Origin of the sequence: Pseudomonas sp. CF161, from assembly GCF_000416215.1 — a bacterium.
Taxonomy (GTDB): Bacteria; Pseudomonadota; Gammaproteobacteria; order Pseudomonadales; family Pseudomonadaceae; genus Aquipseudomonas.
Genome location: NZ_ATLP01000117.1, coordinates 15,021 through 38,856, shown reverse-complemented (window position 1 = coordinate 38,856; position 23,836 = coordinate 15,021). Strand labels below are relative to the sequence as shown.

The window sequence follows — 23,836 nt, the reverse complement described above, 5'->3', positions numbered from 1 at the left end:
CAGGCTTTAGGTCTGGTTATTTATACAGTGTTTTGTTTCTGGCTGACAATGCCCTCCCTTAGCTCGATTTGCTTGGGTGGAAAACTTTTTTAGCGCAACCAGGAATGTCGAACCCGGGTCTGTTTCCAGTCTTGAAAGGTTTTGCCATGGGTCGAGCCCTTGAACCTGAGAAATGCGACCCCATATACCGGGGCAGAAGCGTGAGTTGAGCTCACGGACGTTATTGAAAGGAGAATTTCATGGCTGACGAACAGACGCTGGATACGCAAAATCTAGACGCCAATCAGGCTCCCGAGACCTCGGGCGAAGACCTGGTGGCTCGTGTAAAAGTGCTCGAAGAGCAGCTGGCCGGCGCTCAGGATCAGGCTTTGCGTGTTGCCGCCGATCTGCAGAACGTCCGCCGCCGTGCCGAGCAGGACGTGGAAAAAGCGCATAAATTCGCGCTGGAGCGCTTTGCTGGTGACCTGTTGCCAGTAATCGACAGCCTCGAGCGTGGCCTGGAGCTGTCCAGCGCGGATGACGAAAGCATTCGTCCTATGCGTGAAGGGATCGAGCTGACCCTGAAGATGTTCCACGACACCCTCAAGCGCTATCAGCTGGAAGCCATCGACCCGCACGGCGAGCCGTTCAACGCCGAGCATCATCAGGCGATGGCCATGCAGGAAAGCGCCGATATGGAACCCAACAGCGTGCTCAAGGTGTTCCAGAAGGGCTATCAGCTCAATGGTCGCCTGCTGCGCCCGGCCATGGTCGTGGTCAGCAAGGCTCCGGCTCCGGTTTCGCCTTCTATTGATGAAAAGGCTTGAAATCAGCCGTAAGGCCCCCATTTAGAAGTCAAGCGTTTAAGTGCTACCGCAGTTGGCCACCACCGCTGCGGCAACAAAATCCAAAGTTTCGGGAGAGTTAACATGGGCAAAATTATCGGTATCGACCTGGGGACTACCAACTCCTGCGTCTCTATTCTTGAAAACGGCAACGTTAAAGTTATCGAAAACGCCGAAGGCGCGCGTACCACGCCGTCGATCGTTGCGTATGCCAACGATGGCGAAATCCTGGTTGGTCAGTCGGCCAAGCGTCAGGCAGTGACCAATCCGCATAACACCCTGTACGCGGTGAAGCGTCTGATCGGTCGTCGCTTCGAAGAAGAAGTGGTACAGAAAGACATCCAGATGGTCCCTTACAAGATCGTCAAGGCTGACAACGCCGACGCCTGGGTTGAAGTGAACGGCCAGAAAATGTCGCCGCCACAGATCTCGGCTGAAATCTTGAAAAAGATGAAGAAGACTGCCGAAGACTACCTCGGCGAGCCAGTGACCGAAGCGGTGATCACCGTTCCGGCCTACTTCAACGACAGCCAGCGTCAAGCCACCAAAGACGCCGGTCGTATTGCTGGCCTGGACGTAAAACGCATCATCAACGAACCAACCGCGGCCGCTCTGGCTTACGGCATGGACAAGGCCAAGGGCGATCACACCGTGATCGTTTATGACCTGGGTGGCGGTACCTTCGACGTTTCGGTGATCGAAATTGCCGAAGTTGATGGCGAGCACCAGTTTGAAGTGTTGGCCACCAACGGTGACACCTTCCTGGGTGGTGAAGACTTTGACATTCGTCTGATCGACTACCTCGTCGACGAATTCAAGAAAGAAAGCGGCATGAACCTCAAGGGTGACCCGCTGGCCATGCAGCGCCTGAAAGAAGCTGCCGAGAAAGCCAAGATCGAGCTGTCCTCGAGCCTGCAGACCGACGTCAACCTGCCGTACATCACTGCAGATGCCACCGGTCCTAAGCACTTGAACGTGAAGATTTCTCGCGCCAAGTTGGAAGCTCTGGTTGAAGACCTGGTTCAGCGCACCATCGAGCCTTGCCGCATCGCTCTGAAAGACTCGGGTATCGAAGTTGGCGCGATCAACGACGTGATCCTGGTCGGTGGTCAGACCCGTATGCCGCTGGTACAGAAGCTGGTGACCGAGTTCTTCGGCAAAGAAGCACGTAAAGACGTCAACCCGGACGAAGCGGTTGCCATGGGTGCTGCTATCCAGGGCGCGGTACTGGCCGGTGACGTGAAAGACGTTCTGCTGCTCGACGTCAGCCCGCTGACCCTGGGTATCGAAACCATGGGTGGCGTGATGACTGCGCTGATCGAGAAAAACACCACGATTCCTACCAAGAAATCGCAAGTGTTCTCGACTGCCGACGACAACCAGGGCGCTGTGACCATTCACGTGCTGCAGGGTGAGCGTAAGCAAGCGGCCCAGAACAAGTCCCTGGGCAAGTTCGACCTGGCCGAGATTCCACCAGCACCACGTGGCGTGCCACAAATTGAAGTGACCTTCGACATCGACGCCAACGGCATTCTGCACGTAGGCGCCAAAGACAAGGCCACCGGCAAGACTCAGTCGATCGTGATCAAGGCCAACTCCGGTCTGTCCGAGGAAGAGATTCAGCAGATGATTCGCGATGCTGAAACCAACGCCGACGAAGACCGCAAGTTCGAAGAGCTGGCCAGCGCGCGTAACCAAGGTGATGCCCTGGTTCACTCGACTCGCAAAATGATCGCTGATGCCGGCGACAAAGTGACCGCTGAAGAGAAAACCGCAATCGAAGCGGCTGTGGTTGCCCTTGAAGCCGCCGTCAAAGGCGACGACAAAGCGGCCATCGACGCCAAGGTTGAAGAGCTGTCCAAAGTCTCGGCTCCGGTTGCTCAGAAGATGTACGCCGAACAGGCCCAGCCTGCAGAAGGCGCGGCTCAGCAAGGCGAGTCGGCTGAAAAAGCTGACGATGTAGTCGACGCTGAGTTCGAAGAAGTAAAAGACCACAAGTAACTGCTTGTTGGTCGGCCGGTTGACTGCCTTTGTGCGGTGGCTGGTAGGATGTCGCCGCGCGGGAGCTTGCTCCCGCGTTGGCGTGTCTGGAGCAAGCGAAATTTTTTACTCGGCGTGACCTGTTGCGCGGGGGTGGCGGTATGGCCGGAAATGCTCCTGCTTTCCGAGCGGGATTACCGCAATGGCCGGCCACTGCTGGCTGGTTTTTTCAAAGACCAGGATCGTTGAATTGACGTGAGTTGGGTCCGGGCCTGTATTGGGGCTCAACGAGTTTGGTGAGGCTCAGGAGAGCTTGGCCGGACGTCCTTAAGAGTGCAAAGACTTATGGCAAAGCGTGACTATTACGAAGTGTTGGGTGTTGAACGAGGCACCAGCGAGGCCGACCTGAAGAAGGCTTACCGGCGCCTGGCGATGAAGCATCACCCGGACCGTAATCCTGACGACAAAGCGTCGGAAGAGCTGTTCAAAGAGGCCAATGAGGCCTACGAAGTACTCTCTGATTCGAGCAAGCGTGCCGCCTATGACCAATACGGTCATGCCGGTGTTGATCCGAGCATGGGTGGCGGCGGTGCTGGCTTCGGTGGTCAGAATTTCTCCGACATCTTCGGCGACGTCTTCAGTGATTTCTTCGGTGGCGGTCGTGGCGGTTCCCGTGGCGGCGCTCAGCGTGGCAGCGATTTGCGCTACACCCTGGAGTTGAACCTGGAAGAGGCGGTGCGCGGTACTACCGTGAATATCCGCGTTCCAACGCTGGTCAATTGCAAACCGTGCGATGGTTCGGGTGCCAAGAAAGGCTCCTCGCCTATCACTTGCCCGACCTGTGGCGGTATTGGCCAGGTGCGCATGCAGCAGGGGTTCTTCTCGGTGCAGCAGACCTGCCCGCGCTGCCATGGCCAGGGCAAGATCATTTCCGATCCGTGCGACTCCTGCCACGGCGAAGGCCGCGTCGAAGAGTACAAGACGCTGTCGGTCAAAGTGCCGGCGGGTGTCGATACCGGCGACCGTATCCGTCTGTCGGGTGAAGGTGAGGCGGGCGCGCAGGGTGGACCTACCGGCGACCTGTACGTGGTGATCAATGTGCGTGAGCACGCGATCTTCCAGCGCGATGGCAAGCACCTTTTCTGTGAAGTGCCAATCAGCTTTGTTGATGCGGCGCTGGGCGGCGAGCTGGAGATTCCGACCCTCGATGGCCGGGTCAAATTGAAGATCCCCGAGGGGACTCAGACCGGCAAGCAGTTCCGCGTACGTGGCAAGGGTGTGGCGCCGGTTCGTGGCGGCGGTGCGGGTGACTTGATGTGCCGCGTTGCGGTGGAGACTCCGGTTAATCTGGGGCGTCGTCAGCGTGAATTGCTGGAAGAGCTGCGCAGCTCCCTGGCCGATGACAATACCCATTCACCGAAAACCACGGGTTGGTTTGAAGGCGTGAAGCGCTTCTTCGGCGATCTGTAAGGAGCGACACATGCGACGTATAGCTGTGATGGGTGCCGCCGGGCGCATGGGCAAGATTCTGGTCGAGGCGGTGCAGCAACGTGCGCCGCTGACCGGCCTTACCGCTGCCATCGTGCGTCCTGGCAGCACGCTGATCGGGGTCGATGCCGGCGAGCTGGCTTCCCTGGGCCGTATCGGCGTGCCGCTATCGGGCCATCTCGAGGGTGTCGCCGATGAATTCGATGTCTTGATCGACTTCACCTTGCCGGAAGTGATGCTGAAAAACCTGGCCTTCTGCCGCAAGGCGGGCAAGGCGATGGTGATCGGCACGACTGGCCTGGATGCTGCGCAGAAGCAGCTGCTGGCCGAGGCGGGCAAGGAGATTCCGATCGTGTTCGCGGCCAACTTCAGTGTCGGCGTCAATCTGTCGCTGAAGCTGCTGGATATGGCGGCCCGGGTGCTGGGTGATGATGCGGATATCGAAATCATCGAGGCCCATCACCGGAACAAGATCGATGCCCCTTCGGGCACGGCCCTGCGCATGGGCGAGGTGATTGCTGATGCGCTGGGGCGTGATCTGCAGAAAGTGGCGGTCTATGGCCGTGAAGGCCATACCGGGGTGCGTGATCGTGAAACCATCGGTTTCGCCACGGTTCGCGGTGGTGATGTGGTGGGCGATCACACGGTCCTGTTCGCGGCAGAGGGTGAGCGCCTTGAGATCACGCACAAGGCCTCCAGCCGCATGACCTTCGCCAAGGGCGCGGTGCGTGCGGCGTTGTGGCTGGACGGTCGTGAGCCAGGTCTTTACGATATGCAGGATGTGCTCGACCTGCGCTGAGATGCATTCAAAGCAGGGTTCAGCCATGTGCCTGAGCCCTGTTTTATCCCGCTAAGCGATGTTCTGTCGCATTCCTCTGCCTTTTAGGCTCATTAGCGGTGGACCAAAAAAGCCTTTTTCTGTAAGCTACAGCTTTAGTGTGTTCACTAAAAGCGCGCAGAATAATTCAGTGAATGAGCGGGGTGACGTGTCCATACGTCACTCCGCTTTTTTACACCTGCGATCGCCCTTTCAGGCTTTATTTACGGGAGGTCTTCTTGACTAAGCCAGCCATACTCGCCCTTGCTGATGGCAGCATTTTTCGCGGCGAAGCAATTGGAGCCGACGGTCAAACCGTTGGTGAGGTGGTGTTTAACACCGCCATGACCGGCTATCAGGAAATCCTTACCGATCCTTCCTACGCCCAGCAGATCGTTACCCTGACTTACCCGCACATTGGCAACACCGGCACCACGCCGCAAGACGCCGAATCCGACCGCGTCTGGTCCGCCGGCCTGGTCATTCGTGACCTGCCACTGGTTGCGAGCAACTGGCGTAACACCATGTCCCTGTCCGATTACCTGAAAGCCAACAATGTTGTGGCAATCGCCGGTATCGACACCCGTCGCCTGACCCGCATCCTGCGTGAGAAAGGCGCACAGAACGGCTGCATCATGGCCGGTGACAACATCTCCGAAGAAGCCGCCATCGCCGCCGCCCAAGGTTTCCCTGGCCTCAAAGGCATGGACCTGGCAAAAGTCGTCAGCACCCAGAAGCAATACGAGTGGCGCTCGACTGTCTGGGACCTGAAAACCGACAGCCACGCGACCATCGATGCCTCCGAGTTGCCGTACCACGTGGTGGCCTACGACTACGGCGTCAAGGTGAACATCCTGCGCATGCTGGTCGAGCGCGGCTGCCGCGTAACCGTGGTGCCTGCACAGACCCCGGCTGCCGACGTCCTGGCCCTGAAACCGGATGGTGTGTTCCTGTCCAACGGTCCTGGCGATCCGGAACCTTGCGACTACGCCATCAAGGCCATCAAGGAAGTGCTGGAAACCGAGATCCCGGTATTCGGTATCTGCCTCGGTCACCAACTGCTGGCCCTGGCCTCCGGTGCCAAGACTCTGAAAATGGGTCACGGTCACCATGGCGCCAACCACCCGGTCCAGGACCTGGACACCGGCGTGGTGATGATCACCAGCCAGAACCACGGTTTTGCGGTAGATGAAGCAACCCTGCCAGCCAACGTCCGGGCGATTCACAAGTCGCTGTTCGACGGCACCCTGCAGGGCATCGAGCGTACCGACAAGAGCGCCTTCAGCTTCCAGGGTCACCCTGAAGCCAGCCCAGGCCCGAACGATGTGGCGCCGCTGTTCGACCGCTTCATCAACGAGATGGCCAAGCGACGCTAAGCGCTCGCCTTGAGAATGTAGCGAGAAGTCGTCCGAGGGCGGCCCCGATCAACCCGGTGGCCCCCTTGGAACTTCAGAAATTGATCAAGACGGCTTGCCGACTGACCTGCGGATTTGAGTGACAAACCCATGCCAAAACGTACAGACATTAAAAGCATCCTGATTCTCGGCGCTGGCCCGATCGTGATCGGCCAGGCCTGCGAATTCGACTACTCCGGCGCCCAGGCCTGCAAAGCCCTGCGCGAGGAGGGTTACCGCGTCATCCTGGTGAACTCCAACCCAGCGACCATCATGACCGACCCGGACATGGCCGACGCCACCTACATCGAGCCGATCAAGTGGCAGACCGTTGCCAAGATCATCGAGAAGGAGCGTCCAGACGCCCTGTTGCCGACCATGGGTGGCCAGACCGCTCTGAACTGCGCCCTGGACCTGGAGCGCGAAGGCGTTCTGGAGAAGTTCGGCGTAGAAATGATCGGTGCCAACGCTGACACCATCGACAAGGCCGAAGACCGTTCGCGCTTTGACAAGGCGATGAAATCCATCGGCCTGGACTGCCCGCGTTCGGGTATCGCCCACAGCATGGAAGAGGCCAATGCGGTCCTCGAGAAGCTTGGCTTCCCGTGCATCATCCGTCCGTCCTTCACCATGGGCGGCACCGGTGGCGGTATCGCGTACAACCGTGAAGAGTTCGAAGAAATCTGCGCTCGCGGCCTGGACCTGTCGCCGACCAAAGAGCTGCTGATCGACGAATCCCTGATCGGCTGGAAAGAGTACGAGATGGAGGTTGTCCGCGATAAGAAGGACAACTGCATCATCGTCTGCTCCATCGAAAACTTCGACCCGATGGGCGTGCACACCGGTGACTCGATCACTGTTGCACCAGCACAGACCCTGACGGACAAGGAATACCAGATCATGCGTAACGCCTCCCTGGCGGTACTGCGTGAGATCGGCGTGGAAACCGGTGGCTCCAACGTCCAGTTCGGCATCTGCCCGAACACCGGTCGCATGGTGGTCATCGAGATGAACCCGCGGGTATCCCGTTCTTCGGCACTGGCATCGAAAGCGACCGGCTTCCCGATTGCGCGCATCGCCGCCAAGCTGGCGATCGGTTACACCCTGGACGAGCTGCAAAACGAAATTACTGGCGGCGCTACGCCGGCGTCCTTCGAGCCGTCGATCGACTATGTCGTGACCAAGCTGCCACGTTTTGCTTTCGAGAAGTTCCCGAAAGCCGACGCGCGCCTGACCACTCAGATGAAGTCTGTCGGTGAAGTCATGGCCATCGGCCGGACCTTCCAGGAATCCCTGCAGAAAGCCCTGCGTGGCCTGGAAGTGGGCGTTTGCGGTCTGGACGAGAAGCTCGACCTGAGCAACCCGGAAAGCATGAGCGTGCTCAAACGCGAGCTGACTGTGCCGGGCGCTGAGCGTATCTGGTACGTGGCCGACGCCTTCCGTGCCGGCATGACCGTCGAAGACATCTTCGGCATGAACATGATCGATCCGTGGTTCCTGGTGCAGATCGAAGATCTGATCAAGGAAGAAGAGAAGGTCAAGACCCTCGGTCTGTCCTCCATCGACCGCGACCTGATGTTCCGCCTCAAGCGCAAGGGTTTCTCCGATCAGCGTTTGGCCAAGCTGCTGGGTGTGACCGAGAAGAACCTGCGCACGCATCGCCACAAGCTGGATATCTTCCCGGTCTACAAGCGTGTTGACACCTGTGCCGCCGAGTTCGCCACCGACACCGCGTACCTGTACTCCACCTACGAGGAGGAGTGCGAAGCTGCGCCGTCGGGCCGCGACAAGATCATTATCCTGGGCGGTGGTCCAAACCGTATCGGCCAGGGCATCGAGTTCGACTACTGCTGCGTACACGCCGCCCTCGCGCTGCGCGAAGACGGGTACGAGACCATCATGGTCAACTGCAACCCGGAAACCGTTTCCACTGACTACGACACTTCCGACCGTCTGTACTTCGAGCCGGTAACGCTGGAAGACGTGCTGGAAATCTGCCGCGTCGAGAAGCCTAAAGGCGTGATCGTCCAGTACGGCGGCCAAACCCCGCTGAAACTGGCGCGTGCCCTGGAAGCTGCTGGCGTGCCAATCATCGGCACCAGCCCTGATGCGATTGACCGTGCTGAAGACCGTGAGCGCTTCCAGCAAATGGTCGAGCGCCTGAACCTGCGTCAGCCGCCAAACGCCACCGTGCGCAGCGAAGACGAAGCGATTCGTGCAGCTGCCAAGATCGGTTACCCGCTGGTGGTGCGTCCGTCCTACGTGCTGGGCGGTCGGGCGATGGAAATCGTCTACGAAGAAGAAGAGCTCAAGCGCTACCTGCGTGATGCGGTGAAAGTGTCCAACGACAGCCCTGTGCTGCTCGACCACTTCCTCAACTGCGCCATCGAAATGGACGTGGATGCGGTTTGCGACGGCACCGATGTGGTGATCGGCGCAATCATGCAGCACATCGAACAGGCCGGTGTTCACTCCGGCGACTCTGCCTGCTCCCTGCCGCCATACTCGCTGCCGGTGCATATCCAGGACGAGATGCGCGAACAGGTCAAGAAAATGGCCCTGGAGCTGGGTGTTGTCGGCCTGATGAACGTACAGTTGGCGCTGCAAGGCGAGGACATCTACGTCATCGAAGTCAATCCGCGCGCCTCCCGTACCGTACCCTTCGTATCCAAGTGCATCGGTGTTTCCCTGGCCATGATCGCGGCTCGCGTGATGGCGGGTAAAACCCTGAAGGAAATCGGTTTCACCAAGGAAATCATTCCGAACTTCTACAGCGTGAAAGAGGCGGTGTTCCCGTTCGCCAAGTTCCCTGGTGTGGACCCGATCCTCGGCCCAGAGATGAAGTCCACCGGTGAAGTGATGGGTGTCGGTGACACCTTCGGCGAAGCCTTCGCCAAGGCCCAGATGGGTGCCAGCGAAGTGTTGCCGACTGGCGGTACCGCGTTCATCAGCGTGCGTGACGATGACAAGCCGCTGGTTGCAGGTGTGGCGCGTGATCTGATCAACTTGGGTTTCGAAGTGGTTGCCACTGCCGGGACTGCCAAGCTGATTGAAGCTGCCGGCCTGAAAGTGCGTCGTGTGAACAAGGTGACCGAAGGTCGTCCGCACGTGGTCGACATGATCAAGAATGACGAAGTCACCCTGATCATCAACACCACGGAAGGTCGCCAGTCGATCGCCGATTCCTACTCCATTCGTCGTAATGCCTTGCAGCACAAGATCTACTGCACCACGACCATTGCTGCTGGCGAAGCCATCTGCGAAGCGTTGAAGTTCGGTCCCGAGAAGACCGTGCGCCGCTTGCAGGATCTACACGCAGGATTGAAGGCATGATCAAATACCCGATGACTGTCCAGGGCGCCAAGGCCCTGGAAGAAGAGCACGCTCACCTGACCAAGGTCGTTCGTCCGAAGCTTAGCCAGGACATCGGAACGGCCCGCGAGTTGGGTGACCTTAAAGAGAACGCCGAATACCATGCTGCCCGCGAGCAGCAAGGTATGGTCGAGGCGCGGATTCGCGATATCGAAGGCCGCATGCAGAATGCGGTGATCATCGATGTCACGACCATCCCTCACACCGGTAAAGTGATTTTCGGTACCACGGTCGAGATCGCCAACGTCGAAACTGACGAAAGCGTGACCTATCAAATCGTGGGCGAGGATGAAGCTGACTTCAAGCTCGGCAAGATATCCGTCGGCTCGCCATTGGCTCGTGCCTTGATTGCCAAGGAAGAGGGTGATGTGGTCGCCGTCAAAACGCCTGGTGGCGTTATCGAGTACGAGATTGTCGAAGTTCGTCACATCTGAAAGACGGCACCCGCTTCGCGCGGGTGCCATGCTTTGGCAGCTGGCCCAGATGCTTTGGGTCGGCGGCCTGTGGCTTCTGCACATCGGTTTGCTGCCGGTGCTCGGGCAAATAGGCCTGGCACCGCTGCTGATCGACGATATTGGCAAAATGCTGGGTGCGTTGCTGGTGGGCTTTTCGGCGGCGTGTCTGGTGTTGCAGGTGCTGATATTGATTCAGTCCGAGGGACTGGCAAGCGTGTGGCGGGATATTCGCGGGCAGCTGCTGCTGATGGGACTTTATGCGTGTGCGATGTATTTCGTGGTGCGCATGCTGTTGCCTGAGGCGCAACGCTGGCAATTGTTCAGCTATCTCGTGCTTGGGTTTTCCGGCTTGGTGCTGGTGCTGCAGCCAGTGCCTGGATGGGGTGGCAGGGTACGCGAAGCGCACCCTTGACCCGTGTCGACGTCAGTTGAAGCGATGGACGTTCGACAGTTGCTTGTTTACCTTGGCGTTTTTGCGGTAAATCAACGCCATTTTGCCGATGACTTGCACCAAGTCAGCCTTGCCCGCCTTGCACAGCTCGGCGATGACCGCCAGGCGAGACTCGCGCTCGAGGATGTTGAGCTTGATCTTGATCAGCTCATGATCGCTCAAGGCGCGTTCAAGTTCGGCTAATACACCTTCGGTCAAACCGTTGTCAGCCACAGTCAATACTGGTTTCAGATGGTGGCCAATGGATTTGTACTGTTTCTTCTGCTCTTGAGTGAGCGGCATAATCTGACCCCTGCGTCTGATCTTGTAAAAAGCGGCGGCCAGTTTACCCGAGCGAGTCCGGGACCGCCCAGTTAATCACTACCCGTTTTATTTGAGGTGGCCCGTGGCCCGTTCCAAGACAAGCCTTAAGTGGCTGCAAAGACATGTCAATGATCCCTATGTGAAGCAGGCGCAGAAGGATGGTTACCGCTCGCGTGCGAGTTACAAGCTTCTGGAGGTCCAGGAGAAATACAAACTGATCCGTCCAGGTATGAGTGTTGTCGACCTGGGAGCGGCGCCCGGTGGCTGGTCGCAGGTCACGAGTCGGCTGATCGGTGGTCAGGGGCGTCTGATCGCCTCGGACATCCTGGAGATGGACAGCATTCCGGACGTGACCTTCATCCAGGGTGACTTCACCCGGGACGACGTGCTCGCTCAGATCCTTGAAGCCGTTGGTAATTCGCAGGTGGACCTTGTGATTTCCGATATGGCCCCCAATATGAGTGGTACGCCTGAGGTGGACATGCCGAAAGCCATGTTTCTATGTGAGCTGGCTCTTGATCTGGCGGCTCGGATACTCAAGCCGGGTGGTAATTTCGTGATCAAGGTGTTTCAGGGCGAAGGGTTTGATGCTTACGTGAAGGACGCTCGTCAGAAATTCGACAAGGTCCAGATGATCAAGCCGGACTCTTCCCGTGGCAGTTCCCGCGAGCAATACATGCTGGCTTGGGGTTACCGCGGCCGTAGTGAGTAAATCGAGGTTTTTAGCGGGGCCGATAGGTTTTTCGTATTTCGCCCCGTGAGCATTAGCGAATACTGTGTAGGAAGTGTTTCACAAAGGGTTACAGACAGCGCCTGCCAGAGCTGTAGGTAATGTAGTAAGTTAGGCCGGTGAATATCATGCGAAGCGCGCGCCAGTAGCGGAGCTTGCTTCAGAGGGTAGTTAATTGAACGATATGGCAAAGAATCTGATCCTGTGGTTGATCATTGCGGCTGTCCTGGTGACGGTAATGAACAACTTCTCCAGCCCTAACGAGCCGCAGACCCTTAACTATTCCGACTTCATCCAGCAAGTTAAGGATGGCAAGGTCGAGCGCGTAGCGGTTGACGGCTACGTGATCACCGGCAAACGCAACGATGGCGACAGCTTCAAGACCATCCGTCCTGCTATCCAGGACAATGGCCTGATCGGTGACCTGGTGGATAACCACGTGGTTGTCGAAGGCAAGCAGCCTGAGCAGCAAAGCATCTGGACCCAGCTTCTGGTCGCCAGCTTCCCGATTTTGGTCATCATTGCCGTGTTCATGTTCTTCATGCGGCAGATGCAGGGCGGTGCAGGTGGCAAGGGCGGCCCCATGAGCTTCGGCAAGAGCAAGGCGCGCCTGCTCTCTGAAGATCAGGTGAAAACCACCCTGGGTGACGTTGCAGGTTGCGACGAAGCCAAGGAAGAAGTAGGCGAGCTGGTCGAGTTCCTGCGTGATCCAGGCAAGTTCCAGCGTCTGGGTGGCCGCATTCCTCGTGGTGTGCTGATGGTTGGCCCTCCAGGTACCGGTAAAACCCTGCTGGCCAAGGCTATTGCCGGCGAAGCAAAAGTCCCGTTCTTCACCATTTCCGGTTCCGATTTCGTCGAAATGTTCGTCGGTGTGGGCGCTAGTCGTGTTCGTGACATGTTCGAGCAAGCCAAGAAACACGCCCCTTGCATCATTTTCATCGACGAAATTGATGCCGTCGGTCGCCATCGTGGCGCTGGCATGGGTGGTGGTCACGATGAGCGCGAGCAGACGCTTAACCAGTTGCTGGTTGAGATGGACGGCTTCGAAATGAATGACGGCATCATCGTCATCGCCGCAACCAACCGTCCGGACGTACTGGACCCGGCGTTGCTGCGTCCGGGCCGTTTCGACCGTCAGGTCGTGGTAGGTCTGCCGGATATTCGTGGTCGCGAGCAGATTCTCAAGGTTCACATGCGCAAAGTGCCTATGGGTGATGATGTCGCCCCGGCCGTGATCGCTCGTGGTACCCCTGGCTTCTCTGGCGCCGACCTGGCCAACCTGGTCAACGAAGCGTCGTTGTTTGCGGCTCGTACCGGCAAACGCATCGTTGAAATGAAAGAGTTTGAGCTGGCCAAAGACAAGATCATGATGGGCGCCGAGCGCAAATCCATGGTCATGTCCGAGAAAGAAAAGCAGAACACCGCTTATCACGAGGCGGGCCACGCTATCGTCGGCCGTGTTGTGCCTGAGCATGACCCGGTTTACAAAGTGTCGATCATCCCGCGCGGTCGTGCGCTGGGTGTGACCATGTTCCTGCCGGAAGAAGATCGTTACAGCTTGTCCAAGCGTGCCCTGATCAGCCAGATCTGCTCCCTGTACGGCGGCCGTATTGCTGAAGAGATGACCTTGGGTTTCGACGGTGTGACCACCGGCGCCTCCAACGACATCATGCGGGCGAGTCAGATCGCACGGAACATGGTGACCAAGTGGGGCCTGTCCGAGAAGCTTGGCCCGTTGATGTATGCCGAAGAAGAGGGTGAAGTATTCCTCGGTCGCGGCGGTGGCGGTCAAAGCGCAAGTTTCTCGGGTGAGACAGCCAAGCTGATCGACTCCGAAGTGCGCAGCATCATTGATCAATGTTATGGCACGGCGAAGCAGATCCTGATGGATAACCGTGACAAGCTGGATGCCATGGCCGATGCCTTGATGAAGTACGAAACCATTGATGCCGAGCAGATCGACGACATCATGGCGGGCCGTACTCCGCGTGAACCACGGGATTGGGAAGGTGGCTCGGGCACTACTCCACCTGTTGTGCAGAATGAGCGTCCAGAAACCCCGATCGGCGGCCCAGCTGCTGACCATTAAGGTTTGAAATGACTTCTGTGTCGTTCTCAACCCGGTTGCCTTGCGGCAACCGGGTTCTTGATTTGGCCCATACGCATGTTATGGGCATTCTTAATGTCACTCCTGACTCTTTCTCCGATGGCGGTCGTTTCAGTCAGCTTGATGCTGCCTTACGGCATGCCGAGGCAATGGTTGCGGCCGGTGCTACGCTGATCGATGTTGGCGGTGAGTCGACTAGGCCTGGCGCACGAGCGGTTTCTCCCCTGGAGGAGCTGGAACGAGTGGCGCCGATTGTCGAGCGGATTCATCGCGAACTGGATGTGATCATCTCTGTAGACACTTCCACGCCTGCGGTCATGCGAGAGACTGCGCGCCTGGGGGCTGGCCTCATCAACGATGTGCGCTCCCTTCAGCGTGATGGTGCGCTGGACGCAGCTGCGGCTACCGGCTTGCCGGTGTGTCTGATGCACATGCTGGGTGAGCCTGGCGATATGCAGAATGATCCGCACTATCGCAACGTGACTGAGGAAGTGTGTGCGTTTTTGGCTGAGCGCATGGCTCAATGTGCGGCGGTCGGCATCGCAGCCGAGCGGATCGTGCTTGATCCGGGGTTTGGTTTCGCCAAGACCCTGCAGCATAACTTGAGCCTGTTCAAGCATATGGAGGCCTTGAATGTCTTCGGGCGCCCCCTGCTGGTAGGGGTTTCCCGCAAGAGCATGATAGGTCACACCCTGAATCGTCCGGTGGGAGAGCGCCTCTATGGAGGGCTGGCTCTCGCTGCGCTGGCCATGGGCAAGGGTGCGCGGATTTTGCGCGTCCATGATGTGGCAGAGACGGTGGATGTGGTGCGGATGATCACGGCAGTGGAAATGGCCGAATAAGAATGATGGAGCACTTATGACTAAAAAATACTTTGGCACCGACGGCATTCGCGGTCGTGTGGGCGTGTACCCGATTACCCCCGATTTTATGCTCAAGCTCGGTTGGGCGGCTGGTATGGCCTTCCGTAGCATGGGCGCTTGTCGTGTTCTGGTGGGTAAGGACACGCGAATTTCCGGGTACATGTTCGAATCTGCCCTGGAGGCCGGTCTTTCCGCCGCAGGTGCCGATGTTTTGCTGCTGGGGCCTATGCCGACGCCGGCCATTGCCTACCTGACGCGGACGTTCCACGCCGAGGCCGGGATTGTGATCAGTGCGTCGCACAATCCGCACGATGATAACGGCATCAAGTTCTTCTCCGGTGAGGGCACCAAGCTTCCGGATGAAGTGGAATTGATGATCGAAGAGCTGCTGGACGCCCCCATGACCGTGGTGGAGTCGAGCAAGCTGGGCAAAGTGTCGCGGATCAATGACGCCTCTGGTCGTTACATTGAGTTTTGCAAAAGCAGCGTACCTTCCAGCACCAGTTTTGCAGGTCTGAAAATCGTCCTCGACTGTGCTCATGGCGCTACCTACAAGGTAGCTCCAAGCGTGTTCCGCGAGTTGGGTGCTGACGTCACTGTGCTGTCGGCGCAGCCCAACGGTTTGAACATCAACGACAATTGCGGTTCGACCCATATGTCGCAGTTACAGGTCGCGGTATTGGCTGAGCATGCCGACCTTGGGATTGCCTTCGACGGCGACGGTGACCGGGTGCTGATGGTCGATCACACCGGGGCGATTGTCGACGGCGACGAGCTGCTGTTTATCATTTCCCGTGATCTGCATGAGCGTGATCGTCTGCAGGGCGGCGTTGTAGGGACCTTGATGAGCAACCTGGGGCTCGAACTGGCCCTGGCTGATCTGGGGATTCCCTTCGTGCGTGCCAATGTTGGCGACCGCTACGTGATTGCCGAGCTGATCGAGCGCAAATGGCAGGTGGGCGGCGAAAATTCGGGGCATATCGTGTGTTTCCGGCATGCCACCACGGGTGACGCTATCATCGCCGCGCTGCAGGTGTTGATGGCGCTCAAGACGCGTAACGAGAGTTTGGCTCAGTCCCGTCAGGCGCTGCGCAAATGCCCGCAGGTCCTGGTCAATGTGCGCTTTTCCGGCGGCAAGAACCCGGTCGAGCATCCGGCGGTCAAGGAAGCGTGTGAGCGCGTTACGGCTGCCATGGCGGGGCGTGGCCGTGTGTTGCTGCGCAAGTCGGGTACCGAGCCTTTGGTGCGTGTCATGGTCGAAGGTGACGACGAGGCTGTGGTTCGTGGCTACGCCGATGAGCTGGCAAAACTGGTTGCTGAAGTTTCTGCCTGATTTCGGCTTGCCAGTGTTAACGCGGTTGGGTAACATCTGCGCCCACTTTGACCGACGAGGTACAGCATGCGTCGCCCTATGGTAGCTGGTAACTGGAAGATGCACGGTACCCGCGCCAGCGTCGCTGAGCTGATCAATGGCCTTCGTCATCTGGCCTTGCCAAGCGGTGTTGATGTCGCGGTATTCCCTCCTTGCCTGTACATCAATCAAGTGATTGATGGCCTGAAAGGAAAGTCGATTTCGGTCGGCGCGCAGAATTCTGCGGTGGAATCCATGCAAGGTGCGCTGACGGGTGAGATTGCTCCCAGTCAGCTGGTGGACGCAGGTTGTTCCCTGGTGCTGGTTGGGCACTCTGAACGCCGTCTGATCATGGGCGAGCGTGATGTGACTCTCAACCGCAAGTTCGCAGCAGCACAGGCATGTGGCTTGAAGCCGATCCTGTGTGTGGGGGAGACCCTGGAGCAGCGCGAAGCCGGTAAGACCCTGGAAGTTGTCGGGCGTCAACTGGGCAGCATCATCGAAGAGCTGGGTGTTGGTGCTTTCGCCAATGCGGTCATCGCTTACGAGCCGGTCTGGGCTATTGGCACCGGGCTGACTGCTTCACCGCAACAGGCGCAGGATGTGCACGCAGCCATTCGCGCGCAGTTGGCGGCAGAGAATTCTGAGGTCGCACGAGGTGTGCGGCTTCTATACGGCGGCAGCGTGAAGGCGGCCAATGCGGTCGAACTGTTCGGCATGCCGGATATCGATGGGGGGCTCATTGGTGGAGCTTCCCTGAATGCAGATGAGTTCGGTGCGATTTGTCGCGCCGCGGGAAACTGAAAAAATGCTGGAAACAGTCGTAGTCGTTTTTCATCTGCTGGGCGCTCTGGGCGTAGTTGCTCTGGTTTTGCTGCAGCAGGGTAAAGGTGCGGATGCTGGTGCGTCTTTCGGTGCAGGTGCTTCAAATACTGTGTTCGGAAGCCAAGGTTCCTCTACCTTTCTTAGTAAGTTTACTGCTATACTTGCCGCAGGTTTCTTCATAACCAGCTTGGGGTTAGGTTACTTTGCTAAAGAGAAAGCTCATGAGCTGACTCAAGTAGGTTTGCCAAACCCAGCAGTGTTGGAAGTTCCAAAGCAAAAGCCGGCTTCTGATGATGTACCGGTGCTTCAAGAGCAAAAGTCGGCAAACAGTGCGACTGACGTACCTCCAGCTCAAGAGCAAAAGTAAGAAGGGTTTCACGCAGTAACGCAGTATTTGCCGAGGTGGTGGAATTGGTAGACACGCAACCTTGAGGTGGTTGTGCCCATAGGGTGTAGGGGTTCGAGTCCCCTTCTCGGTACCAATTATCAGGAGAGCCCGCTGTTGCGGGCTTTCTTGTAGGTGGAAGGTTACATTGACCCTTAAGGGGATCGGTCGTATACTTCCGCCCCAGCTTTGTCGCGGGGTGGAGCAGTCTGGTAGCTCGTCGGGCTCATAACCCGAAGGTCGTCGGTTCAAATCCGGCCCCCGCAACCAGTTTTAGCGGAGCCCCTTTTCAGGGGCTTTTTGTTAGCTGGACACTTTATAACGCCGCTATTCAACGGCGTTTCCGGGATGGGCGCTTCGCCCATTTTTTATTTGCACAAGCATGCACGAGGGGGTTCAGGTGTCGAGCAAGCTAGAACAGTTGCAGGCCTTGTTGGCCCCGGTGGTCGTGGCCCTTGGCTATGAATGCTGGGGTATCGAGTTTTCAGCTCAAGGCCGCCACTCACTGTTGCGCGTTTATATTGATAAAGAAGGCGGTGTGCTGGTGGACGATTGCGCCATCGTCAGCCGTCAGATCAGCGGTGTTCTGGATGTCGAAGATCCAATCACTGTTGAGTACACCCTTGAAGTTTCCTCTCCTGGCATGGAACGCCCGCTGTTCACTCTTGAACAGTTTGCCAAGTATGTCGGTGAACAAGTGAAGATCAAGCTGCGCTCGCCTTTCGAAGGTCGGCGTAATTTTCAGGGCCTTCTCCGCGGGATAGAGGAGCAGGACATCGTGGTGCAGGTAGAAGACCATGAGTTCCTGTTGCCGATCGATATGATCGACAAGGCCAACATAATTCCCAGTTTTGACTGAGACGCGGATCCCGCGGATCCAATGGCTTGCGAAAGGCGAGGCGTACGATGAGCAAAGAAGTACTGCTGGTTGTTGAGTCGGTATCCAATGAAAAGGGTGTACCGGCAAGCGTGATTTTTGAAGCGCTGGAGCTGGCTTTGGCCACGGCTACCAAAAAGCGTTTTGAAGACGAAGTTGACCTGCGTGTGGAAATCAACCGCCACACCGGTGCCTACGAGACTTTCCGTCGCTGGACTGTCGTCGAGGAAGCCGACCTGGACGATCCTGCGATCGAAACCTGGCCGAGCAAGGTTGCTGAAACGCACCCTGGCGCCAAGGTTGGCGACGTCGTTGAAGAAAAGATCGACTCCATCGAGTTCGGCCGCATCGCTGCACAGACTGCCAAGCAAGTCATCGTGCAGAAGGTTCGCGAAGCTGAGCGTGCTCAAGTCGTCGATGCCTACCGCGAGCGCCTGGGTGAAATCATCTCCGGCACCGTGAAAAAAGTAACCCGCGACAATGTGATCGTCGACCTGGGTAACAACGCAGAAGCGTTGCTGGCCCGTGAAGACATCATTTCTCGCGAGACTTTCCGGGTTGGCGTGCGCCTGCGTGCGCTGCTCAAGGAAATCCGCACCGAGAACCGCGGCCCTCAGCTGATCCTGTCGCGTACCGCGCCGGAAATGCTGATCGAGCTGTTCCGTATCGAAGTGCCGGAAATCGCTGAAGGCCTGATCGAAGTAATGGCTGCGTCCCGTGACCCGGGTTCGCGCGCCAAGATCGCGGTTCGCTCCAAAGACAAGCGCATCGACCCGCAAGGCGCGTGCATTGGTATGCGCGGTTCGCGTGTCCAGGCCGTATCCGGTGAGTTGGGTGGCGAGCGTGTGGATATCGTCCTGTGGGATGACAACCCGGCGCAGTTCGTGATCAACGCCATGTCCCCGGCTGAAGTCGCGGCAATTATCGTTGACGAAGATGCCCATGCCATGGACATCGCCGTTGGCGCAGACAATCTGGCCCAGGCCATCGGTCGTGGTGGTCAGAACGTGCGTCTGGCCAGCCAGTTGACTGGCTGGACCCTGAACGTCATGACCGAATCGGACATCCAGGCTAAGCAGCAAGCAGAAACCGGCGACATCCTGCGCAACTTCATCGACGAGCTGGAAGTCGACGAAGACCTGGCGCAGGTGCTGGTAGATGAAGGCTTTACCAGCCTGGAAGAGATTGCCTACGTACCGTTGGAAGAAATGCTCAACATCGACGGCTTTGACGAAGACACCGTCAACGAGCTTCGCGCTCGGGCCAAGGATCGCTTGTTGACTAAAGCCATCGCTACTGAGGAAAAGCTGGCAGACGCCCATCCGGCCGAAGACCTGCTCTCGCTTGAGGGTATGGACAAGGATTTGGCGATGGAACTGGCGGTGCGCGGCGTAATTACCCGCGAAGACCTGGCCGAGCAGTCTATTGACGACCTGCTCGACATCGACGGCATTGACGATGATCGTGCCGGCAAGTTGATCATGGCCGCCCGAGCCCATTGGTTCGAGTAATTAGGCGCGGCCTGAGGAGAGAAGTGCATGACGCAAGTCACGGTGAAACAACTGGCCGATGAGGTCAAAACACCGGTAGAGCGCCTGTTGCAGCAGATGCGTGAGGCAGGTCTGCCGCACACCGCCGCCGAGGAACATGTGAGCGACAGTGAGAAGCAGTCGTTGCTGACTCACTTGAAAAGCAGCCACAAGGCGAAAGTGGAAGAACCGCGCAAGATCACTTTGCAGCGTAAAACCACCAGCACCCTGCGTGTTGCTGGCAGCAAAAGCATCAGCGTTGAAGTACGCAAGAAGAAAGTCTTCGTACAGCGCAGCCCGGAAGAAATCGAAGCCGAGCGCAAACGCGAACTGGAAGAACGTCGCGCAGTAGAAAATGCTGCACGTCAGAAGGCTGAAGAAGAAGCCAAGCGTCGCGCCGAAGAAGAAGCGCGTCGCCAGCCTGCTGCTGCGCAAACCACGACTACCGAAGTTGCTGCAGCTCCTGCCGCAGTTGCCGAGCCTGTGCGTGAAAGCGCACCGGTCGTGGCCGCTGCTCCAGCCCCTGCTGTCGACACTCGCAAGCGTGAAGAACAGCGTCGTCCTGACAAACCACGTGCCGACGATAACAATCGTCGTGGCAGTGGCGATGGTGAGCGCAAAAACGCTCCGCATCGCGCTTCGGTCAAGGAAAAGGCGCCGGCACCTCGCGTTGCCCCACGTACTACCGACGAAGAAAGCGATGGCTTCCGTCGTGGTGGTCGCGGCAAGGCCAAGCTGAAAAAACGCAACGCCCACGGTTTCCAGAGCCCAACCGGCCCTGTCGTGCGTGAAGTGAAGATCGGCGAGACCATCACTGTGGGCGATCTCGCTCAACAGATGTCGGTCAAGGCAGCTGAAATCATCAAGTTCATGTTCAAGCTGGGCACTCCGGCCACCATCAACCAGGTACTGGATCAGGAAACTGCCCAACTGGTTGCTGAAGAGCTGGGCCACAAAGTGACCCTGGTCAGCGACACCGCCCTGGAAGATTCCCTGGCCGAGTCCCTGAAGTTTGAAGGCGAGACCTTCTCCCGTGCGCCAGTCGTGACCGTAATGGGCCACGTTGACCACGGTAAGACCTCGCTGCTCGACTACATCCGTCGTGCCAAGGTAGCCGCTGGCGAAGCCGGTGGTATCACCCAGCACATCGGTGCGTACCACGTTGAAACCGAACGCGGCATGGTCACCTTCCTCGACACCCCAGGTCACGCCGCGTTTACCGCAATGCGTGCCCGTGGTGCCAAGGCGACTGACATCGTGATCCTGGTGGTTGCAGCGGACGACGGCGTGATGCCGCAGACCATTGAAGCTGTCCAGCACGCCAAGGCGGCCGGTGTTCCTCTGGTTGTGGCTGTGAACAAAATCGACAAGCCGGGCGCCGATCTCGATCGCATCCGTAGCGAACTGTCGGTTCACGGCGTGACCTCGGAAGAGTGGGGCGGCGACACCCCGTTCGTATCGGTTTCGGCGAAAGTCGGTACGGGTGTGGACGAGTTGCTCGAAGCTGTTCTGCTGCAGGCTGAAGTCCTGGAACTGAAAGCGACTCCTTCGGCTCCTGGCCGTGGCGTCGTGGTTGAATCGCGTCTCGACAAAGGTCGTGGCCCGGTTGCTACCGTTCTGGTTCAAGACGGTACCCTGCGCCAAGGCGACATGGTGCTGGTCGGTTCGAACTATGGCCGCGTTCGCGCCATGCTCGACGAGAACGGCAAGCCAATCAAGGAAGCCGGTCCTTCCATCCCTGTCGAGATCCTCGGCCTGGACGGTACCCCGGACGCTGGCGACGAGATGAGCGTGGTTGCCGACGAGAAGAAAGCCCGTGAAGTGGCTCTGTTCCGTCAAGGCAAGTTCCGCGAAGTCAAGCTGGCCCGTGCTCACGCCGGCAAGCTTGAAAACATCTTCGAGAACATGGGTCAGGAAGAGAAGAAGACGCTCAACATTGTCCTCAAATCCGATGTCCGTGGTTCGCTGGAAGCGTTGAACGGTGCCTTGAACGGCCTGGGTAACGACGAAGTGCAAGTGCGTGTTGTGGGTGGCGGTGTCGGTGGTATCACCGAGTCCGACGCCAACCTGGCACTGGCCTCCAACGCTGTACTGTTCGGCTTCAACGTGCGTGCCGATGCTGGCGCTCGCAAGATCGTCGAGCAGGAAGGTCTGGATATGCGTTACTACAACGTGATCTACGACATCATCGAAGACGTCAAGAAAGCCCTCACCGGTATGCTTGGCAGCGACGTGCGGGAGAACATCCTGGGTGTTGCTGAAGTCCGCGACGTGTTCCGTTCGCCGAAGTTTGGCGCGATCGCCGGTTGCATGGTTATCGAAGGTGTTGTGCACCGTAACCGTCCAATCCGTGTACTGCGTGAAGACATCGTTATCTTCGAAGGCGAGCTGGAATCCCTGCGCCGCTTCAAGGATGACGCTTCCGAAGTACGTGCCGGCATGGAATGCGGTATCGGCGTGAAGAGCTACAACGACGTCAAAGTCGGTGACAAGATCGAAGTCTTCGAGAAGGTTCAGGTTGCTCGCAGCCTCTAACTCGCGCACTTCAAGGGCCGCCATGGGCTGCAGCATGAAACATGCTCGGACCATCGCAGGACTCTAAACGCAACGCCCGGTCTGGCTTCTGTCAGGCCGGGCGTTTGCCGCTTTCAGACCATGCGGGTTTCACCGCAGGGCAGTAACAGGTAACAAGACATGGCAAAAGAATATAGCCGTACCCAACGTATCGGCGATCAGATGCAGCGTGAGCTGGCACAGCTGATCCGTCGTGAAGTGAAAGACCCGCGCGTCGGCCTGGTGACTATCACCGCCGTGGAAGTCAGTCGTGACGTCGGTCACGCCAAGATTTTCATCACCGTGATGGGCCAGGACAGCGCTGAAGAAATCGCTCAAAGCATCAAGGTGCTGAACTCGGCGGCAGGCTTCCTGCGCATGCAGTTGGCCCGTGAGATGAAGTTGCGCAGCGTTCCGCAGTTGCACTTTCACTACGACGAGAGCGTTGTGCGTGGTGCCCACCTGTCGGCCCTGATCGAACGTGCCGTGGCTGAGGACAATCAGCACCCGGTTGCGGCAGAACCCGAAGACACCAAGGAGTAATCGGTGGCTCAGGTCAAACGTATCCGTCGTAACGTCAGCGGCATCATCCTGCTCGACAAGCCGTTGGGGTTCACCTCCAACGCTGCCTTGCAGAAGGTGCGCTGGCTGCTGAATGCTGAAAAGGCCGGGCATACCGGTAGCCTCGACCCGCTGGCCACTGGCGTATTGCCGCTGTGCTTCGGTGAGGCGACCAAGTTCTCCCAGTACCTGCTCGACTCCGACAAGAGTTACGAAACCCTGGCGCAACTGGGCAAGACCACCACCACGGCGGACGCCGAGGGCGAGGTTTTGCAGGAGCGTCCGGTGACCGTTGGTCGCACCGATGTCGAGGCGGCGTTGCCCAGATTTCGTGGGCAAATCAGTCAGATACCGCCGATGTACTCGGCCCTCAAGCGTGATGGGCAGCCGCTGTACAAGCTGGCTCGTGCAGGCGAAGTAGTGGAGCGCGAAGCGCGTTCTGTTACTATTGCGCGCTTGGAATTACTGGCCTTCGAAAGCGATACTGCGCGGCTTGCGGTGGATTGCAGCAAAGGCACCTATATCCGCACCCTGGTGGAGGATATTGGTGAAGAGCTCGGTTGTGGCGCTTACGTTGCTGAACTGCGACGTACCCAGGCCGGACCTTTCACCCTGGCGCAGACGGTCACGCTGGAAGAGTTGGAAGCAGTACATGCCGAAGGCGGCAACGAAGCGGTCGACCGCTTCCTGATGCCATCGGACAGCGGCCTGCTGGATTGGCCGCTGTTGCAGTTCTCGGAGCACAGCTCGTTCTACTGGCTCAACGGCCAGCCAGTACGAGCCCCGGATGCCCCGAAGTTCGGCATGGTACGGGTACAGGATCACAACGGTCGTTTCATCGGTATCGGTGAAGTGAGCGAAGACGGGCGCATCGCGCCGCGTCGATTGATTCGGTCAGAATGACCGGACGAGGGTGGCTGTTAATAGGCATGGTCACTTCTCATTTTAAAATACGAGGGTTTGCCCTCGGC

The 23,836-nt window shown here is 58.1% G+C and carries 20 protein-coding genes and 2 tRNA genes; 21 read left to right on the top strand and 1 reads right to left on the bottom strand.

Going from position 1 to position 23,836, the window contains the following annotated elements; genetic code table 11:
• Positions 1-239: 239 nt before the first annotated feature.
• From grpE to CF161_RS27595, 8 genes are all read left to right on the top strand, one after another.
• Positions 240-806 (top strand): nucleotide exchange factor GrpE, encoded by a 567-nt coding sequence (gene grpE, locus CF161_RS27630; RefSeq protein ID WP_020299927.1) that lies wholly within the window; start codon positions 240-242, stop codon positions 804-806.
• A 102-nt stretch (positions 807-908) separates the two neighbouring features.
• Positions 909-2,825 carry a molecular chaperone DnaK gene (gene dnaK, locus CF161_RS27625; RefSeq protein WP_020299926.1) on the top strand — a complete coding sequence of 639 codons (1,917 nt, stop codon included), beginning with the start codon at positions 909-911 and terminating at the stop codon, positions 2,823-2,825.
• A gap of 324 nt (positions 2,826-3,149) precedes the next feature.
• Positions 3,150-4,274 (top strand): molecular chaperone DnaJ, encoded by a 1,125-nt coding sequence (gene dnaJ / locus CF161_RS27620; RefSeq protein WP_020299925.1) that lies wholly within the window; start codon positions 3,150-3,152, stop codon positions 4,272-4,274.
• Positions 4,275-4,284: 10 nt separating this feature from the next.
• Complete coding sequence (gene dapB, locus CF161_RS27615) at positions 4,285-5,091, top strand: 4-hydroxy-tetrahydrodipicolinate reductase (protein ID WP_020299924.1); 807 nt, start codon at positions 4,285-4,287, stop codon at positions 5,089-5,091.
• Between the two features lie 257 nt (positions 5,092-5,348).
• On the top strand, positions 5,349-6,485 hold the full coding sequence (gene carA / locus CF161_RS27610; RefSeq protein WP_020299923.1) for a glutamine-hydrolyzing carbamoyl-phosphate synthase small subunit: 1,137 nt from the start codon (positions 5,349-5,351) through the stop codon (positions 6,483-6,485).
• Between the two features lie 129 nt (positions 6,486-6,614).
• Positions 6,615-9,836 (top strand): carbamoyl-phosphate synthase large subunit, encoded by a 3,222-nt coding sequence (gene carB / locus CF161_RS27605; RefSeq protein ID WP_020299922.1) that lies wholly within the window; start codon positions 6,615-6,617, stop codon positions 9,834-9,836.
• Complete coding sequence (gene greA / locus CF161_RS27600; RefSeq protein ID WP_020299921.1) at positions 9,833-10,309, top strand: transcription elongation factor GreA; 477 nt, start codon at positions 9,833-9,835, stop codon at positions 10,307-10,309. Before carB ends, greA begins: the two co-directional genes overlap by 4 nt.
• A gap of 28 nt (positions 10,310-10,337) precedes the next feature.
• Positions 10,338-10,742, top strand: a complete 405-nt coding sequence (locus CF161_RS27595) for a hypothetical protein (RefSeq protein WP_020299920.1) — start codon at positions 10,338-10,340, stop codon at positions 10,740-10,742.
• Between the two features lie 12 nt (positions 10,743-10,754).
• Here the strand turns inward: CF161_RS27595 and yhbY are convergent, their stop codons facing one another.
• On the bottom strand, positions 10,755-11,063 hold the full coding sequence (gene yhbY, locus CF161_RS27590; protein ID WP_020299919.1) for a ribosome assembly RNA-binding protein YhbY: 309 nt from the start codon (positions 11,061-11,063) through the stop codon (positions 10,755-10,757).
• A gap of 103 nt (positions 11,064-11,166) precedes the next feature.
• On the opposite strand from yhbY, the gene rlmE reads away from it, so the two are divergent.
• The 13 genes from rlmE (at position 11,167) to truB (ending at position 23,768) form a co-directional block, all read left to right on the top strand.
• The gene (gene rlmE / locus CF161_RS27585; protein ID WP_020299918.1) at positions 11,167-11,796 is read left to right on the top strand and encodes a 23S rRNA (uridine(2552)-2'-O)-methyltransferase RlmE; all 630 of its coding nucleotides are present in this window, start codon (positions 11,167-11,169) and stop codon (positions 11,794-11,796) included.
• Positions 11,797-11,998: 202 nt separating this feature from the next.
• Positions 11,999-13,903, top strand: coding sequence for an ATP-dependent zinc metalloprotease FtsH (ftsH, locus tag CF161_RS27580; protein ID WP_020299917.1), 1,905 nt, complete (start codon positions 11,999-12,001; stop codon positions 13,901-13,903).
• Positions 13,904-13,911: 8 nt separating this feature from the next.
• Complete coding sequence (folP, locus tag CF161_RS27575) at positions 13,912-14,763, top strand: dihydropteroate synthase (protein WP_020299916.1); 852 nt, start codon at positions 13,912-13,914, stop codon at positions 14,761-14,763.
• 16 nt (positions 14,764-14,779) lie between these two features.
• On the top strand, positions 14,780-16,117 hold the full coding sequence (gene glmM / locus CF161_RS27570) for a phosphoglucosamine mutase (protein WP_020299915.1): 1,338 nt from the start codon (positions 14,780-14,782) through the stop codon (positions 16,115-16,117).
• Positions 16,118-16,183: 66 nt separating this feature from the next.
• The gene (gene tpiA, locus CF161_RS27565; protein WP_020299914.1) at positions 16,184-16,939 is read left to right on the top strand and encodes a triose-phosphate isomerase; all 756 of its coding nucleotides are present in this window, start codon (positions 16,184-16,186) and stop codon (positions 16,937-16,939) included.
• A 4-nt stretch (positions 16,940-16,943) separates the two neighbouring features.
• Positions 16,944-17,327 carry a preprotein translocase subunit SecG gene (gene secG, locus CF161_RS32545; protein ID WP_084471761.1) on the top strand — a complete coding sequence of 128 codons (384 nt, stop codon included), beginning with the start codon at positions 16,944-16,946 and terminating at the stop codon, positions 17,325-17,327.
• Positions 17,328-17,356: 29 nt separating this feature from the next.
• Positions 17,357-17,442: transfer RNA gene (locus tag CF161_RS27560), tRNA-Leu, on the top strand.
• Between the two features lie 96 nt (positions 17,443-17,538).
• Positions 17,539-17,615 (top strand) — tRNA-Met (locus tag CF161_RS27555).
• Positions 17,616-17,745: 130 nt separating this feature from the next.
• Complete coding sequence (rimP, locus tag CF161_RS27550; protein ID WP_020299912.1) at positions 17,746-18,204, top strand: ribosome maturation factor RimP; 459 nt, start codon at positions 17,746-17,748, stop codon at positions 18,202-18,204.
• Between the two features lie 47 nt (positions 18,205-18,251).
• Complete coding sequence (nusA, locus tag CF161_RS27545; protein ID WP_020299911.1) at positions 18,252-19,733, top strand: transcription termination factor NusA; 1,482 nt, start codon at positions 18,252-18,254, stop codon at positions 19,731-19,733.
• A 27-nt stretch (positions 19,734-19,760) separates the two neighbouring features.
• Positions 19,761-22,286 (top strand): translation initiation factor IF-2, encoded by a 2,526-nt coding sequence (gene infB, locus CF161_RS27540; RefSeq protein ID WP_020299910.1) that lies wholly within the window; start codon positions 19,761-19,763, stop codon positions 22,284-22,286.
• A 159-nt stretch (positions 22,287-22,445) separates the two neighbouring features.
• Complete coding sequence (rbfA, locus tag CF161_RS27535; RefSeq protein WP_020299909.1) at positions 22,446-22,847, top strand: 30S ribosome-binding factor RbfA; 402 nt, start codon at positions 22,446-22,448, stop codon at positions 22,845-22,847.
• A gap of 3 nt (positions 22,848-22,850) precedes the next feature.
• Positions 22,851-23,768, top strand: coding sequence for a tRNA pseudouridine(55) synthase TruB (gene truB, locus CF161_RS27530; protein ID WP_020299908.1), 918 nt, complete (start codon positions 22,851-22,853; stop codon positions 23,766-23,768).
• Positions 23,769-23,836: the final 68 nt, after the last annotated feature.

Excerpts from the sequence above, each read along its gene's own strand:
- grpE (WP_020299927.1), top strand. The coding sequence starts at position 240 with ATGGCTGACGAACAGACGCTGGATACGCAAAATCTAGACGCCAATCAG.
- CF161_RS27595 (WP_020299920.1), top strand. The coding sequence starts at position 10,338 with ATGCTTTGGCAGCTGGCCCAGATGCTTTGGGTCGGCGGCCTGTGGCTT.
- yhbY (WP_020299919.1), bottom strand. The coding sequence starts at position 11,063 with ATGCCGCTCACTCAAGAGCAGAAGAAACAGTACAAATCCATTGGCCAC.
- glmM (WP_020299915.1), top strand. The coding sequence starts at position 14,780 with ATGACTAAAAAATACTTTGGCACCGACGGCATTCGCGGTCGTGTGGGC.
- folP (WP_020299916.1), top strand. The coding sequence starts at position 13,912 with ATGACTTCTGTGTCGTTCTCAACCCGGTTGCCTTGCGGCAACCGGGTT.
- nusA (WP_020299911.1), top strand. The coding sequence starts at position 18,252 with ATGAGCAAAGAAGTACTGCTGGTTGTTGAGTCGGTATCCAATGAAAAG.
- carB (WP_020299922.1), top strand. The coding sequence starts at position 6,615 with ATGCCAAAACGTACAGACATTAAAAGCATCCTGATTCTCGGCGCTGGC.
- dapB (WP_020299924.1), top strand. The coding sequence starts at position 4,285 with ATGCGACGTATAGCTGTGATGGGTGCCGCCGGGCGCATGGGCAAGATT.
- greA (WP_020299921.1), top strand. The coding sequence starts at position 9,833 with ATGATCAAATACCCGATGACTGTCCAGGGCGCCAAGGCCCTGGAAGAA.
- dnaJ (WP_020299925.1), top strand. The coding sequence starts at position 3,150 with ATGGCAAAGCGTGACTATTACGAAGTGTTGGGTGTTGAACGAGGCACC.
- secG (WP_084471761.1), top strand. The coding sequence starts at position 16,944 with ATGCTGGAAACAGTCGTAGTCGTTTTTCATCTGCTGGGCGCTCTGGGC.
- rbfA (WP_020299909.1), top strand. The coding sequence starts at position 22,446 with ATGGCAAAAGAATATAGCCGTACCCAACGTATCGGCGATCAGATGCAG.
- infB (WP_020299910.1), top strand. The coding sequence starts at position 19,761 with ATGACGCAAGTCACGGTGAAACAACTGGCCGATGAGGTCAAAACACCG.
- ftsH (WP_020299917.1), top strand. The coding sequence starts at position 11,999 with ATGGCAAAGAATCTGATCCTGTGGTTGATCATTGCGGCTGTCCTGGTG.
- tpiA (WP_020299914.1), top strand. The coding sequence starts at position 16,184 with ATGCGTCGCCCTATGGTAGCTGGTAACTGGAAGATGCACGGTACCCGC.
- dnaK (WP_020299926.1), top strand. The coding sequence starts at position 909 with ATGGGCAAAATTATCGGTATCGACCTGGGGACTACCAACTCCTGCGTC.